This window comes from Pseudorhizobium xiangyangii, from assembly GCF_020531965.1.
Classification (GTDB): domain Bacteria; phylum Pseudomonadota; class Alphaproteobacteria; order Rhizobiales; family Rhizobiaceae; genus Neorhizobium; species Neorhizobium xiangyangii.
This window is the reverse complement of the sequence record NZ_JAJAWH010000014.1, coordinates 59,491-74,319: the sequence shown is the minus strand read 5'-3', so window position 1 is coordinate 74,319 and position 14,829 is coordinate 59,491. Positions and strand designations below refer to the sequence as shown.

General features: G+C 59.8%; 12 protein-coding genes. 3 read left to right on the top strand and 9 right to left on the bottom strand.

What is annotated here, in order from left to right:
* Nucleotides 1-240 precede the first annotated feature (240 nt).
* The gene (gene glgA, locus LH464_RS14285; RefSeq protein WP_226787136.1) at nt 241-1,719 is read left to right on the top strand and encodes a glycogen synthase GlgA; all 1,479 of its coding nucleotides are present in this window, start codon (nt 241-243) and stop codon (nt 1,717-1,719) included.
* Nucleotides 1,720-1,791: 72 nt separating this feature from the next.
* Here glgA and glgX read toward each other — a convergent pair whose 3' ends face one another.
* Nucleotides 1,792-3,870, bottom strand: coding sequence for a glycogen debranching protein GlgX (glgX, locus tag LH464_RS14280; protein ID WP_226787069.1), 2,079 nt, complete (start codon nt 3,868-3,870; stop codon nt 1,792-1,794).
* Between the two features lie 174 nt (nt 3,871-4,044).
* On the opposite strand from glgX, the gene LH464_RS14275 reads away from it, so the two are divergent.
* Nucleotides 4,045-4,311, top strand: coding sequence for a hypothetical protein (locus LH464_RS14275; RefSeq protein WP_226787068.1), 267 nt, complete (start codon nt 4,045-4,047; stop codon nt 4,309-4,311).
* A gap of 192 nt (nt 4,312-4,503) precedes the next feature.
* Here the strand turns inward: LH464_RS14275 and LH464_RS14270 are convergent, their stop codons facing one another.
* From LH464_RS14270 to coxB, 5 genes are read right to left on the bottom strand one after another with little or no spacing between them, the layout of a single operon-like run.
* On the bottom strand, nt 4,504-5,559 hold the full coding sequence (locus LH464_RS14270) for a c-type cytochrome (protein WP_226787067.1): 1,056 nt from the start codon (nt 5,557-5,559) through the stop codon (nt 4,504-4,506).
* The gene (locus tag LH464_RS14265) at nt 5,556-6,191 is read right to left on the bottom strand and encodes a cytochrome c oxidase assembly protein (protein WP_255648382.1); all 636 of its coding nucleotides are present in this window, start codon (nt 6,189-6,191) and stop codon (nt 5,556-5,558) included. Before LH464_RS14265 ends, LH464_RS14270 begins: the two co-directional genes overlap by 4 nt.
* On the bottom strand, nt 6,188-6,571 hold the full coding sequence (locus tag LH464_RS14260) for a hypothetical protein (RefSeq protein ID WP_226787065.1): 384 nt from the start codon (nt 6,569-6,571) through the stop codon (nt 6,188-6,190). Before LH464_RS14260 ends, LH464_RS14265 begins: the two co-directional genes overlap by 4 nt.
* A gap of 4 nt (nt 6,572-6,575) precedes the next feature.
* Nucleotides 6,576-9,086, bottom strand: coding sequence for a cytochrome c oxidase subunit I (gene ctaD / locus LH464_RS14255; protein ID WP_226787064.1), 2,511 nt, complete (start codon nt 9,084-9,086; stop codon nt 6,576-6,578).
* Complete coding sequence (gene coxB / locus LH464_RS14250) at nt 9,083-10,144, bottom strand: cytochrome c oxidase subunit II (protein ID WP_226787063.1); 1,062 nt, start codon at nt 10,142-10,144, stop codon at nt 9,083-9,085. Before coxB ends, ctaD begins: the two co-directional genes overlap by 4 nt.
* A gap of 204 nt (nt 10,145-10,348) precedes the next feature.
* Here coxB and LH464_RS14245 point away from each other — a divergent pair, with 204 nt between their 5' ends.
* Nucleotides 10,349-10,543 (top strand): hypothetical protein, encoded by a 195-nt coding sequence (locus tag LH464_RS14245; RefSeq protein WP_226787062.1) that lies wholly within the window; start codon nt 10,349-10,351, stop codon nt 10,541-10,543.
* A gap of 40 nt (nt 10,544-10,583) precedes the next feature.
* Here LH464_RS14245 and LH464_RS14240 read toward each other — a convergent pair whose 3' ends face one another.
* The 3 genes from LH464_RS14240 to LH464_RS14230 all read right to left on the bottom strand — a co-directional run bounded on the left by LH464_RS14240 (nt 10,584) and on the right by LH464_RS14230 (nt 14,828).
* Nucleotides 10,584-11,684 (bottom strand): DNA topoisomerase IB, encoded by a 1,101-nt coding sequence (locus LH464_RS14240; RefSeq protein WP_226787061.1) that lies wholly within the window; start codon nt 11,682-11,684, stop codon nt 10,584-10,586.
* A 46-nt stretch (nt 11,685-11,730) separates the two neighbouring features.
* The gene (locus tag LH464_RS14235) at nt 11,731-13,440 is read right to left on the bottom strand and encodes an HWE histidine kinase domain-containing protein (protein ID WP_390624984.1); all 1,710 of its coding nucleotides are present in this window, start codon (nt 13,438-13,440) and stop codon (nt 11,731-11,733) included.
* A gap of 281 nt (nt 13,441-13,721) precedes the next feature.
* Nucleotides 13,722-14,828, bottom strand: coding sequence for an ABC transporter ATP-binding protein (locus LH464_RS14230; protein ID WP_226787060.1), 1,107 nt, complete (start codon nt 14,826-14,828; stop codon nt 13,722-13,724).
* Nucleotide 14,829: the final 1 nt, after the last annotated feature.

Below are 14,829 nucleotides of genomic sequence, written 5' to 3'. Positions count from 1 at the left end.
TGTCGTGCCGCGGCGCCTGCCGCGGCTTTTACATTTTGCGTGGACCGGATCCAGTTGCGTGCCTGACGAATTGAAACCGCTTTTCTCGTGGAACGCCACAACCTCTCTGGCAGTTTGGTAGAGGGAGCCAAGGTGGAGGCAGACATGTTGAACGCTTACTTTCCGCTGACCAATTCCGGGGCGGACCGGGAAGAAAAGGCGGAAACTGGGACCGTCAAGGGAAAGCAGCCTATCTTGCCAATGAAGGTCCTCTCCGTAACGTCTGAAGTGTTTCCATTGGTCAAGACAGGTGGGCTTGGGGACGTCACCGGCTCTCTACCGAAGGCATTGGCGCGGACCGGGGTGGAGACCTCCACTATCGTTCCGGGGTACCCTGAGGTCATGCGGAAGCTGTTCAATGCGCCTCCGCTTCTTGCCTTCGATGATCTGCTGGGTGAGCGCGCATCTCTCCTGCATGTCCGCAAGAATGGCCTGAGCCTCTTTGTTCTCGATTGCCCGGCGCTCTATGATCGGCCCGGCGGTCCTTATGTCGATGCCGCGGGTAATGATCATCCCGACAATTGGAAACGTTTTGCCGCATTAAGTCTGGCAGCGGCGGAGATCGCAGCCGGCGCGTTGCCGGGTTGGGTGCCCGACCTCGTCCACACCCACGACTGGCAGTCTGCGTTGACTTCTGTCTACATGCGGGAAATGGGTCTCTCGACCCCCGTGGTCATCACCATCCACAACATCGCTTTCCAGGGGCAGTTCCCCGCCACGCTCCTTCCGGCCCTCGGCTTGCGCGCAGATCTGTATTCCACGGATAGCCTGGAATATTTCGGCGACATCAGCTTCCTGAAAGGCGGACTGCAGACCGCAGATGCGATTACCACCGTCAGTCCCACCTATGCCCGTGAGATCCTGACGCCCCGCTTCGGCATGGGAATGGACGGGGTTCTCAATGAGAGGGTTGCCCTATTGCGCGGGATCGTCAACGGCATCGATCTCGATGTTTGGGATCCGTCCACCGACCCTCATCTCCCGGTCACCTATGATGTCACATCCCTCCGGCGCAAACGCGAAAACCGCGCCGTCTTGACGACTAGGTTCGGACTGGACGATGGCGATGAAGGCCCGATCTTTTCTGCCGTCAGCCGCCTTACGTGGCAGAAGGGGATGGATATGCTTGCTGAAACCGCCGACGAGATCATCTGGAACGGTGGCAAGCTTATCGTTTTCGGGCAAGGCGATCATGCAATCGAGCAGCAGCTCCTGGAAGTCGCCGGACGTTACCCGGGCCGCATGGCCGTCCATATCGGCTACGATGAACCGACAGCACATCTGATCCATGGCGGCTCGGATGCGATCGTACAGCCTTCCCGCTTCGAGCCATGCGGGCTCACGCAGCTCTACGCGCTTCGGTATGGTTGTGTCCCCGTCGTATCCCGCACCGGCGGTTTGTCCGAGACGATTATAGATGCCAACGATGCGGCGATGTCCGCACGCGCGGCAACCGGCTTCCAGTTCCATCCCGTAACGACCGACGGACTGAGGATGGCCCTTCGCCGTGCCCTCCACGTGTTCGCGGATCCCAAGCAATGGGCCAGACTGCAGAACCAGGGAATGAAGGCGAGGTTCAGCTGGGATCGAAGTGCCCACCAATATGCAGCCGTCTATGCCAGCCTTGTTCGCAAATCTGGCGCGGAGCCGATCGCCGGCCTTCGTCGCGCTGTTCCATAAGACGGCCTCCCGGCAGAACGCCTAAAGAGACCCGGTCTGAGAGCCGGGTCTCTTTATCGATGCCGGTTGATCCTAAGCCCGCCTGAGGATGACGAGGCAGCGTCCCTCGAGATCGAAATCCTGATCCTCCTCGATCTCAATGCCCTTGATGGAAGGGTCGGCCGTCGTCAGTTCCAGAATCCATCGGCCCTCACCCATCGGCGGAACATGGAATGGAATATTGCCTTCGAACGGGTTGAAAAGGACAAGGACATTGGACCAGGCGCCGTGCTCGGTGTCGAGATCCGGGCGCTTGAGATTGAGCGCTATCGTCGACCCCTCGTCCCATTGCTCAGGCAGTTGCTCGCCGCCACCGGCATTGAACCACCGAACCTCCATGCCGTCGCGCCAGCTCTCCCGCCGGAAGATCGGCTGCGCCTTCCTCAATTCGATGATCTGCCGGGTGAAATCACGCAACTGCTCGTTGGTCTCCGGAAGCCCTTCCCAGCGCACCCAGGAAATCTCGCTGTCCTGGCAATAGCCGTTATTGTTGCCTAGCTGGCTGCGGCCGAACTCGTCGCCGGCGAGCAGCATCGGCGTTCCATGCGAAAGGAAGAGAGTGGCGAGGAAATTGCGCTTCTGGCGTTCACGGACAGCGTTGATGCCCTCGTCGTCCGTCGGCCCTTCGGCACCGTAGTTGTAGCTGCGGTTGTCATCGTGGCCGTCGTTGTTGTCCTCGCCGTTCGCTTCGTTGTGCTTTTCATCGTAGGAGACGAGGTCGTTCAGGGTGAAGCCGTCATGAGCAGCGATGAAGTTGACGCTCGACCACGGACGGCGACCGCGCAGGTCATAGATATCGCCGGAGCCAAGCAGGCGCGCGGCAAAATCTGCCGGCACGTTGTCGCCCTTCCAGTATTCGCGGACCGTATCGCGATACTTGTCGTTCCACTCCGCCCAGCCGGGTGGAAAACCACCGACCTGATAGCCGCCCGGCCCGATATCCCAGGGTTCGCCGATCAGCTTCACGCGCGAGAGGATCGGGCATTGCGTAATGGCGTCGAAGAAACCGCCGCGCTGGTCGAAGCCTTCCGGCTCGCGGCCCAGGATGGTTCCGAGATCGAAGCGGAAACCGTCGACATGCATGTGCTGCACCCAGTACCGCAGGGAATCCATGATTAGCTGCAGTACTCGCGGATGCGAGGTGTTGACGGTGTTTCCGGTACCGGTGTCGTTGATGTAGTAGCGGTGCTGGTCGGGCATCGTGCGGTAGTACGAGAAATTGTCGATGCCCTTGAACGACAGCGTCGGTCCGAGTTCGTTGCCTTCGGCGGTATGATTGTAGACGACGTCCAGGATCACCTCGATCCCGGCGTCGTGGTAGTTGCGGACCATCTCGCGAAAGCCCTCGAAACCCCTCGGGCCATAGTAGCGTGATGCCGGCGCAAAGAAGCCGAGCGTGTTGTAGCCCCAGAAATTATGCAGCCCCTTGTCCAATAGATGCTGATCGTCCGGGAAATAATGAACGGGCATCAGTTCCACCAAGGTGATGCCGAGGCTCTTGATGTAATCCACGCTGGCGGGATGCCCCATGCCATCGAACGTGCCGCGCAACTCCTTCGGGATACCCGGATTGAGTTGCGTGAAGCCCTTTACATGAGTCTCGTAGACGATTGCCGACGACCAGGGGATGTTGGGGCGTGTCGCGTCATGCCAATCGAAGCCGGTCGGATCCAGCACCCGGCATTTCGGCATGAAGGGTGCGCTGTCCGTTGCATCGAATATCAGATCCTTGTCTTCGTGCAGAAGATCATAGGCGAAGTGCGCATCATTCCACTCCACATCGCCGACAAGTTCCTTTGCGTAAGGGTCGACAAGAAGCTTGTTTGCATTGAACCTATGGCCGTTCTCCGGGTCGTAGGGACCATGAACACGATAGCCGTAGAGCGCACCGGGCTTGAGGCCGGGCACATAACCGTGCCAGATTTCGTGCGTATATTCCGGAAGCTCCAGCCGTGCGATTTCGGTCTTGCCGCTGCTGTCGAACAGGCACAGCTCGATGCGTTCGGCGTGGGCCGAGAAGATGGCGAAGTTTACCCCATCACCATCGAAGGTCGCACCGAGTTGCTCCCAGCTCCCCGGCTGGATGATATAGCTGTGGGATTTCGTGTCCATGCATAGCCCCTGTGAAAGACTCTTTGACAATGGGGCGTTGAGATATTCGTTCCTTTGAATTCCGGGCCTTTGTCGCTTTTCCCTACCGACTTCGCTTTGGACGCACCGACATTGTTCCCCTTTTCAGGAGAGCACCTATCTACTCAAAGCCAAGGCAACAGATGGAGGAATTGAATGAGCGCGCTGTCAGCTGAAGAACTCGAAGGCCGCCTGAACGCTCACCGTGAGCTGATGATCGATATGCTTGCCGCAATGATCGGTGGCGAGGTAACGATCACGCAGTTCCTGCAAAGACTGCGCGACGATGCGACCTTCAAGGATAATGAAGAAGACCCGGGCGTGATGCCGGGTGAAGGCTTTGCTATCGAGAATGCAACCGCCCGGGAACTGAGATCCATCCTGGAAGCGGCGCGCGCCAGGGCCGCTGCCGACAAGGGCTAGCGACATTTTCACATTTAAGGCAGCTTTGTCATCTTCGTGTCCATTCTGTGGAACAGTATGGCCATGTCATCGTTCACTGCTCGAATAGCAATGGAGGTAGTCGTGGTCAAAGAATGGGTGGAAGCCGCTGGTTTCGTGATGGTGGTTGCGGCTTGCTACATGATGGTCGTACCGATCTGAGATTACACGGCCTCACTTGGCTTTCGTGGCGAAATAGGCGCTCGCCGCCGCAATGTCGTCTTCTTCCAGGTATTTGGCCGCCTCCGTCATGAGGTGGTGATAGCGGGTTCCCCCACGCACCCCATCCTTGAACAAGGTCAACTGGCGCTCCAGGTACGGTTGGGCCTGGCCTGACAGCTTGGGATATACCGGATTGGCGCCGGGCTTCTCATGGCAGGAAAGGCAGGCGGGGATCTTGTCTTGCGGACGTCCCCTTTCCGCAAGTTCCCGTCCTCTCTCAATCAACGCCGCATCTATCGATTGAACGGGTCGCTCAGGCCGTGATTGACCTGCATAGTAGCGGGCGAGGTCCGGCAATGCTTCCTGCGGCAAGGTTCCGACGGCCACGCCCATGACGCCGCTCGCTCGCCTGCCGCCCGCATAGGCTCGCAGGCTTTCCAGCAGGTATGCCTCGGACTGTCCGGCAAGGCTCGGGATCAGGCTTCCGGAATTCAGCTTTCGCTCGCCGTGACAGCTTTCACAGGTAATCGGCATGGGGGAAACCTCACCTTCCATGGGTGGCTGGTGAAGCCCCGAGACATCGTAGTATTTGGCCGCATCCATGTCCGGCAACTTGCGCAAAAAGGCCGCCATCGCCCACGCTTCATCCGGCCGCACCTGCGTGGGCCAGGCGGGCATGCCGGTGTAGCGAACGCCATGCTGGACGATCTGGAAAAGCTGTTCGTCTGTCCAGGAAGGCACCACCGCCTGGAGGTCTGGAGGGGGAGGCAGCATGGCAAGAACGGCGTCGGAACGGGGCTGTGCCGGCGAGCCATGGCAAACGGCGCAGGCCGTTTCGTAATGACCTGCGGCAAGCGGCAGAAGCGCCGGATCATCCAGTGGCGGGGCCTCCATCGAAAGCGCCGCGGTCTCGACGGAGTTTCGCATCACCCAGTGCAGAAACCAGTCGGTGACGGCCCAGTGCCCACCACTCGCACCGATACCGATCAGCCCCGTCCAGCCGACGAACAGGCCGACGATCGGCACAGCCACGACGGAGGCAATCGCATGCTTCCAGCCAATGTTCACAAGCGCCCCCCTGAAGTCTCACGCGGTTCCAGTGCCGATGCAAGAAGGACGACGCCACCGAGCAGGTAGACCACGGCTCCGACGAGCAGCATCACCACTCCCCCGGCCTGCTGATCGGTGACGGCGCTTAGCGGAATGCCGAAACAGGTTACATCGCCGCTGCCGTAAAGCGGTCGGAGTGACAGTGCCAGCAACGCACCGAGCAGGGTCATATGCATCGACGTGAACAACAGACCGAATGTGCCGGCAAGCCGGCGGCCTTCCCGGCCATCCGCAGCCCCGCCCAGGCATGACAGCCAAAGAAGCAGCCCTGCCCCCAGGAACGTCACCTGTTCAAGGGCTGTAACGACCCAGGATGCCTCCGCAGCAGCGCGGGCGGGGGGGAGATGCCAGCCCCAGACAGCCGCAAGTTCCACAACCGAAGCCACCACGGGCGTGAACCAGGGCCAGTGCATGGTCACATCGTAACGGGTGCCGGAAGCGAAGATCGCAACCAGAGGCGCGACACCGGCAACGACACCCATATGGACAACCATATGGACGGAGAAGGATTCCCGCCCCGCCAGCGGCAGGACCAGCGCCCACAGCACGACCAGCAAGATGATACCCGCCATCAGGGAAAGCATCTTCATTGTTGACACCCCGCGATGAAGATCAGTGGGATGGCGACATAGACGACCGCAACGAAACTCAGCCCCGACAGGAGCAGGGTCGCAAAGCCCTGGAACCGCTTGCGGTCCTGATCTGTGGCGCCGTCATGCGGCGGATCGCCGGCCCCGAACCCCCATTGCCGCCAGGCGAGATATGCGGACAGGACAATCATCGCCAGCGCAAGCAGCGTGAAGATGCCCAGGGCTGTTCTTACGTTACCGAAATCGACATCCCAGACGGCAGCTTTCTCGCAGTAGATCGCGACTGCGGCATAGCAGACGACGAAATGCGCGGCCCACACCACAGGCGCTGTAAAAAGAGTCCAGAGGCTTTCGATTTCCGGCGGCAAAAGGTGTTTCATGCTCTCACCTCACCAGCGGGAACAGGCCAACGACGCCGAAGCTGACGACCGCGGTGATCGTCAGGAAGTGCCAGTACAGCGTTACGTTGACGATATCCTGGTCGTAGCGGGCCGTCATGATGCCGGCGAAGCTCCGCGCCAGGCAGTAAAGCTGCATGATGCAGCCGACCACCGCGTGAACCACGGCCCATATGACAATGATCCATACAATAGCCGGGTAGACATGGGTCGTTGGCTGCATGTCGTAGACATAGGGTCCGAGCAGGCCCGCGACAGAGCCGCCGAGCGAAGCGGCCAGAGAAAAGATCAAGGCCAGACGAGCGCCCGCGATCTTGTCGCCCCGGTTGAGATGGCGCGCCGCCAACATCAGCCCCCAGGAGACGATGAAGAGAGCGATCGCGACAGAGGGCCAGAATACACCCGGACCATTTAGTCCTGCCGTGAAGTCGTCGTGGATCGTCCAGTAGAAGAAATAACCGAACATGAGGCTGGCGAATGCCGTTCCGTCTCCGACCATCGTGATGAACATGGCCCACCAGCCGACAGATGCAGGCCCGGAGACATAGATCGGCAGGCTTTTCCCCAGACCGACATCCATCTCCGGCGTGGGCGGTATCTCGGCGGTACCCGTCCACAGCCAGTAAAGGATCGCCATCAGCGTGATGACCGCGCAGACTATGGTTGTGATCCACCAGTGGAACGTCAAAGCAATAAACACGCCGCCCAAAGCCAATGCAGCGACGATCGTCACGTAGGACGTGCCGCCCACGCGAAGGCACTGGATCGGCTCGGCATCGAGAACCGACGTCACCAGCGTTTCGCGCCGTCCCGATTGCGCATCGGGAAGATAGTACCTGCCCGCTTCGATGTCCCGCTGAAGGCCGGGTTGATCCCAAAGAGGATAACGGCTGCTGATGATCGGGACGGAACGCATCCCCCAGCTCTCATCCGGATTATTCGTCCATTCCAGCGTTCCGGAGCGCCAGGGATTGAGATCGTTCAGCTTCGTCTTCGGCCGGAAGATGTCGACAACCACCGTCAGTACGCCAGTCGCGAAGATAAAGGCGCCGATGGTGGAGATCAGATTGAACCAGTCCCAGCCGACATCGCCCGGATAGGTGAACACTCTTCTCGGCATACCGCGCAAGCCGGAGAAATGCATGGGAAAGAAGGCGATGTTGAAGCCCACGAACATCAGCCAGAACGCCGCCTTTCCCCAGGCATCGCTTAGCTTCTTGCCGCTGAAGAAGGGAAAATAATAGTAGATGCCGGCAATGATCGGGAAGAGCATGCCGCCGATCAGGACATAGTGCAGGTGAGCAACCACGAAATAGGTGTCGTGCGCCTGCCAGTCGAAGGGTACGAGCGCGACCATGACGCCCGTCAATCCACCGATCACGAAGACGACCAGCCCTCCCGCGCCAAAGAGCATCGGCACCGAAAAGATCACACGCCCGGCGAGCATGGTGGCGATGAAGACGAATATCTGTACGCCGGTCGGGATCACAACCGCTTCGGAGGCCGCCGAGAAGAAGGCGAGCGATATCTGCGGCAGACCGGTGGTGAACATGTGATGCACCCACAGCCCGAAGCTCAGGAAGCCGGTCCCGACCGCAGCCAGCACGATCCACGAATAGCCGACGATGGGGCGCTGCGAGAACGTCGGCACGATCATTGCCATCAACGCAATCGCGGGCAGGAAGATGATGTAGACTTCAGGGTGCCCGAATATCCAGAACAGATGCTGCCACAGCAGTGGATCCCCTCCTCGCTCGGCATCGAAGAAGGGCCAGCCAAACATCCGTTCCATCTCGAACAGGATGTCGCCGGCGATCAGCGGCGGGAAGGCGAACAGGATCATTCCCGCGACGATCAGCAGGTACCAGGCGAACATCGGCATCATGTTGATCCGCATGCCCGGCGCCCGGCATTTCATGATGCCGACGATGATCTCGACGGCGGCCGCAATCGACGCAACCTCTATGAACGAAAGCCCCAGCAGCCAGATATCCGCGCCAATGCCGGAATATTCCTTGCTGGTCGCGAGCGGCGGATACATGAACCAGCCGGTGCTGGGGGCCGAGTTGAAGAAAATCGAACCGCAGACGAAAACGCCGCCGAGCAGGAAGCTCCAGAACCCAAAGGCCGACAGGCGCGGAAATGGCAGTTCTCGCGCGCCGAGCATCGAGGGCAAGAGGAAGATCGCGATCGCCTCGAAGATCGGCACCGCGAACAGGAACATCATCACCGTGCCATGCAGCGTGAAGGCCTGGTTGAAGAAATCCGCCGTCAGCAGATCATTGTTCGGCACGGCAAGCTGCAGCCGCACCAGCAGTGCCAGAACGCCGGCAAAGAGCATGAAGCCGAATGCAGTCACGCCGTACCAGAGCCCGATCTGGCTGTTGTTGACCGAGGTCCAGTAGCGCCAGCCCTTTGGTGTCTCCCATGCCTTCCGAAGCCGCTCTTCCTGAGCGGCGCGTTCGTCCGGTGAGAACTCGCCGAGTGCTGTCGTCATTTCAGTCCCTTCAGATAGGCAGCAATTTCCTCTGCATCGCCCTCGGGGATCATGCCGAACGAGGGCATACGCGCCTGCGGCTTGATTTCGGAGGGATGGCGGATGAAGCGGGCGATATGTTCCTCGGTGTTGGGAAGGGTTCCGGCCCCCACTGTGCCCCTTGCTCCGAAGGCGGAAAGGTTCGGCCCGATCGTCCCCCGCGCGTCGGTACCGTCGATCGCGTGGCATGCGTTGCAGCCGTGCCGGAGAAAGAGTGCAAGTCCCTGCGAACCCGGGTTGCTAGCCGCGTTCTGCCGGCCGGAAAGCCAGGCTTCGAATTCACCGCGCTCGAGAGCTTCGACGGAAAAAGCCATCAGCGCATGAGACGGGCCGCAGAATTCGGCACAGACACCGCGATACGTTCCCGGTTTGGAGGCCTCGAGCGCCAGGCGGTTTGTCCTCCCCGGAATCATGTCCATCTTGCCGCCAAGCGAAGGTATCCAGAAGGAGTGAATGACATCCGGCGACTTCAGGACGAAGAGCACGCGCTCGCCCACCGGCATCACGACTTCGTTCGCCGTTTCGAACAGCACGTTTCCTTCGGGATCGAGATACCGGACCCGCCACCAGAACTGCTCCCCCGAGACCTCAATCTGGCGAAGCCCTCCTTCCCCGCCTGAAGACCACGGCCGCATGTTCGGCATCAGCCAAACCGCATAGGACAAGAGGGCCGCAAGGACGATCACCGGGATGATTGCACCACACCACAGAATAACGAGACCGGCGGTTCGCTCGGAGTAAGGCTCCCTCGCCCTGCGGCCTGCGTGGAACAACGCACCGACAACGCCAAGCCATATGACAACGCCACCAATCAGCATGACATGAAAAAGCGTGGCGACGTCTGAAGCTTCCGGCCCAGCCGGATCGAGCGCCGACTGAACTCCGGAACAGGAGGAAAGGATCACAGATTGCAGGATGATCGTTCCCGCGGTCAATGCCGAGCCACGCCACGAACTCGTGCCGCGGCAAGCTCCGCGACAGGGGGTAAAGCGCACAAACGAAACTGAACTGCCCGTCAACTGACCCTCTCGTCGAGACTTCGATGGGTGACCCGGCCCAACACTGGCGGCCACGGGCATTCGAAATCAAACTCCACCGGGGGAATTTAGTTCCAAGAGGCGCATCACACTTATCATCGCACCTACAAATTCCGGGAACGAATGAGGCTGCCGCGTGTTTCAGGATAACGGGCGGAGGCCCTTTCCAAGGAAAGGAATAGGACGATGCAGACGTTATTCCAACGTTTCTTCGGCAGGTTCGGCGCGGCCGAGAAACCCATCCCTGAGGCCGGTCACCCGGAGGAGGTTCAGGTCCTGGTTCCCGAACAGGTGAAACTGCCGCTTCCCAAGGCACCTTACGAAGAGATCTGCGTGCCTGCCTCGATCAACGGGCGGGATCTGCAGAGCGGACAGCTGTAGGCGCAACCGACGAAACGGGCACGCACGCCGCGCGACCTGCTCAGACCTTTCCGGCTGCGGCTTTCAGCTGTTCGGTCAGCGTGGCCGCAACCGGCTCCCCGGCTGCGGATTTCAGAAAGCTCAAAAGGCGCCTTTCATCTGCCCTCAACCCTCGTGGTTGCGAGAACTCCGCGTTTGCAGAAAAGATCCTTTCCAGCGGTGAGATGTCTTCCGCCAGCGACAGAATTGCGGGATGGACGTAGCTGGAGCGGCAGACGGCAGCCGTGTTGTGCAGACGATCGGAGGCGGCCTGGCAGATGGCCTTGATCCTTGGCTTCCTGCCTTCCTTTGCAACCTGAAGGACGGCTGAAAATCCAGCAAGACTGCCACCCCAGGTCCTGAAGGTTTTCGCCGAAAGCGGAAAACCGGCAATCTGCGCCAGATACGCATTGAGCCTGCCGGAATCCACCGGCCGAGCAATGCCGTCCTCGTCAGGCCACGAGAACAACTGGCGTCCCGGCAGATCCGCGATCTCCTCGAAAATCCGCTGAAGGCGCGGATGCTTGATGGTGTGGCTGACCCTCTTGCCGCCCTTAGCTGTAAAGCGCAGGACCACAACCTCATCCGAAAGGCTCATGTGCCGCTTGAGCAGGGTCGTGGCGCCATAAGTTCGGTTTTGCTTGGCATAGGCTCGGTTGCCGACCCGGAGATGCGCTGTGTCCATCAGTGCGATGATAGCCGCAAGGACGGTCTCGGGATTGTCCAGCTCGAGGGCAAGATCTCGTTCGATCCGCCGACGGATGCGGGGCAGCGCCTCGCCAAAGCGCACCAGTTGGTCGAACTTCAACTCGCTGCGCAGGTTCTGCCAGTCGGAATGATAGCGGTACTGCTTGCGGCCGCGTGCATCGTAACCTGTTGCCTGTAGATGTCCTCTTGGATCCATGCAGATCCAGACGTCGTCATAGGCGGGCGGCAGCCCCAGCGACGCGATACGGCGCTTCACATCGGGGGCCGAGACGAGTTTGCCGTCCGGTAGCCGGTAACAGAACCCCCGCCCCTTGCGGAGCCGCCGTATGCCAGGCTCGGCGTCACTGACATAGGAAAGGCCGGCGGCCCGAAGTGACTGTTCATCGAAAACGGAAAAGTCTGAGACAGCATCCATGCGCCGTAAAACGGCATCGACGCTTCTTCGTTCCGGAGCGGCAGTATCAGCCGATCAGTTCTTGCAGAGTTTCGCCGGCACCGCGTTCAAATGCCTCACGCGGCGCCGTCAGCGTCCACACAAGACCGGTGGCACGGTATTGGATATCGACCTGCCCTCCAAATGCAGCCGCTGCGTGCCGTTTGATGATTGTCGTGCCGAAACCTGTCTCGGTGGGCTCTGTCGCCGGAGGCCCGCCGATTTCCTCCCAGCTGAGATGGAGCAGCGAGGCCAGATCGTCCGGGTCGTCCTGCCGCCAGGAAATACGAATGCGACCTTCCGGAACAGACAGGGCACCGTACTTGATGGAGTTGGTGGCAAGCTCGTGAAGAACGAGGCCGAAGTTCTGAACCGCCTCGGCGCGCAGCATGAAATCTTCCCCCTGCAGTTCGACGCGGTCTGCCCCTTCTGCGAAGGTTTCCAGCTGAATGAAAACGAGCCGCTTGAAAGGAACACCGGCCCACTGCTCGCTCGCCAAGGCCTCGATCGATTTCCCCAGTCCCTGAAGCCGGGTCGAAATTGCCTTCTGAAACTCGTCCATGCTCGTTTCCTGACGCGCCAGTTGGCGTATCATGGCCTGGACCAGCGTCAGGATGTTCTTCGTCCGATGGACGAGTTCGTGCAGGATAAGGTGAATCCGGTCTTCCGCCACGCTACGGTCGAACGAAGCATTGGAGAGAGCGACAGCGATCTGGCTTGCCTCGCGGATACGGGTCTCGACAGGAGATACGATCTCCCCTTGGCCGATGCGCTCCGCCATGCCGGCGATCTGCCGGATCGGTATCCTGAGCTGCCGTGCAATCAGATAGCCACACAGCATGCCGATACCGAGGAAGAGCAGGCTGCCGACGATCAGTTGGCGTGATGTGGTGATAATATCCGCCTGCGCAGTCTCGATCGAGCCCCAGACCACCGCCTTCCAGGGTGAACCAAGGACCTGCGCATAACCATACATCTGCATCGGTTCGCCACCCACGTCCTCGATCGTCCCGTTGACGCCCGACATCAACTTCAGCGTCTCCTCGGGAAACGAACTGATGGGAGAGGCATTGCTGGCGCCGTTCGAGGCGATGATTTTTCCCCCGCCGTCAACGATAGCGACTGACCATCCCGGCGGCAGGCCCTCGGTAGAGATCAGCTTTCCGAGGTCCGCCGCATTCTGGCTCATGATCAGGGCAACAGCGCCGGAAGATTCGGCCACAGACTCGGGTAGCGGCATCGTTACGTTGAAGACGAACTGGCCACTGGTCGCCCCGAAGAATACATCCGAAACCTGGGTAACCCGGTCTTCCAATGCCGCTTGCAAGGACGCCGGATCGGAGATCCGACGCAAGGGCGTGCCAAAGGGAAGACGGGTGTTGAGCAGCTGTTGTCCATCCGCATCAACCGCCAACACATACAGCGAATTGGAGAGAAGGCTGTTCTGCGTCCGATTGTGAAAGGATCGGAGATCGCCCTTTTCGAGTTCGGGGGACGTGGCCAGCACTCTCAAAGTCGTTGTCATGTCCTGGAGCGCACGATCGACCGAGCGTGCCACCATCTGCGCATCTTCCGCAGTGCTTCCCGCTAGAATCTCCCGATCGCGGTGCTCCAGCTCCATCATCAGGAACAGGACGAATACGACCAACGGCAGCGCGACAACGGCCGACAGCGCCACGAGGTACACGCCAATCGACGCCGTTGGAAAAACGCGGGACAGCCTGAACAGATCCCGCACTAGAACATCCCCTCAGCGGCCAAACATTTGGCTGCGCCGGCAGAAAGCCTCATTTATCCCGCCCTTTGCTAAAATAGCACGAGGACGTTTTAGCCGCTTTTCCAAAATGGGCCAACATTTTGATTGTCTACGATGAAAATTCGCCCACACCGGGGTAAAGGCATTTTTCTACAGGAGAGCCACTTGTCTCCTTATGACCGGATCGGAGGAGATCTGGCCCAAGACGAGACAGCCACGAGAGGTTCTGGCGATCGGCCGTTGAGCGTTCGCCCTCGTGCGGCTCAGACGAGACGTAGCCCGGAAGAGGGATCGAAGAGTACCGCCTTGTCGAGATTGAAGACGAACGTGAACCGCTGGTCCGGAGCAATTGAGACGTCTGCCCGGACCCTCCCGACAAAGTTCGTTCCGTCAAGTTTTGCGATGACGAACGTGTCCGATCCTGTCGGTTCGACCAGCGTAACGTCCGCTTCGATCTTCGCCATCGAAACGACAGTCGGATCGACAAGGCCCTCGTCGGTGATCCCCTCGGGGCGCAGGCCGAGGATGATCTCCTTGCCGTCGGGAAGATCCTGATCGGCAACGGAAGAAGGCATCGCCACACGGGTATTGTTGTCGAGGATTTCAATCTCGCGAACACCGTTGGTCGTCACCACCGATCCCTTGAACATGTTCATTGCCGGGGAACCCATGAAGTCTGCGACGAACAGATTGGCGGGTCGGTTGTAGATCTCGGCGGGCGTGCCGACCTGCTGGATCACCCCTTCTTTAAGCACGACGATTTTGGTCGCGAGCGTCATGGCCTCGATCTGGTCGTGCGTGACGTAGATGATCGTCGCGTGGGTTTTATGGTGCAGACGTTTGATCTCGGCGCGCATCTCGACACGAAGCTTGGCGTCGAGGTTTGAAAGCGGCTCATCGAACAGAAAAACGCGCGGCTGGCGGACGAGTGCGCGGCCCATGGCGACACGCTGGCGCTGACCGCCGGAAAGCTGGCTCGGACGGCGGTCGAGCAGATGCTCTATCTGCAGGGTCTTTGCAACGTTGCGGATCGCCGCGGCGCGAGCTGCCTTTTCTACGCCGCGCATCTCGAGGGCAAAGCCGATATTCTCCTCCACAGTCATGTTCGGATAGAGTGCGTAGCTCTGGAAAACCATGGCGATATCACGCTTGGAAGGGTGAAGGTCGTTGATCACCTGGCCATCGATGGAAATCTCGCCCGACGTCAAGGGCATCAGGCCAGCAATTGCATTAAGCAGGGTCGACTTGCCGCAACCGGAGGGCCCGACGAGCACCAGGAAGCCGCCCTTCTCCAGTTCGATATTGATGTCCTTCAGAACGTCGTTGCTGCCGATTTTCTTGTATAGATTTTTGACCTGAAGAAAGCTCATT

Excerpts from the sequence above, each read along its gene's own strand:
- LH464_RS14230 (WP_226787060.1), bottom strand. The coding sequence starts at position 14,828 with ATGAGCTTTCTTCAGGTCAAAAATCTATACAAGAAAATCGGCAGCAAC.
- LH464_RS14275 (WP_226787068.1), top strand. The coding sequence starts at position 4,045 with ATGAGCGCGCTGTCAGCTGAAGAACTCGAAGGCCGCCTGAACGCTCAC.
- glgA (WP_226787136.1), top strand. The coding sequence starts at position 241 with ATGAAGGTCCTCTCCGTAACGTCTGAAGTGTTTCCATTGGTCAAGACA.
- LH464_RS14240 (WP_226787061.1), bottom strand. The coding sequence starts at position 11,684 with ATGGATGCTGTCTCAGACTTTTCCGTTTTCGATGAACAGTCACTTCGG.
- LH464_RS14265 (WP_255648382.1), bottom strand. The coding sequence starts at position 6,191 with ATGAAGATGCTTTCCCTGATGGCGGGTATCATCTTGCTGGTCGTGCTG.
- LH464_RS14260 (WP_226787065.1), bottom strand. The coding sequence starts at position 6,571 with ATGAAACACCTTTTGCCGCCGGAAATCGAAAGCCTCTGGACTCTTTTT.
- glgX (WP_226787069.1), bottom strand. The coding sequence starts at position 3,870 with ATGGACACGAAATCCCACAGCTATATCATCCAGCCGGGGAGCTGGGAG.
- ctaD (WP_226787064.1), bottom strand. The coding sequence starts at position 9,086 with ATGACGACAGCACTCGGCGAGTTCTCACCGGACGAACGCGCCGCTCAG.
- LH464_RS14245 (WP_226787062.1), top strand. The coding sequence starts at position 10,349 with ATGCAGACGTTATTCCAACGTTTCTTCGGCAGGTTCGGCGCGGCCGAG.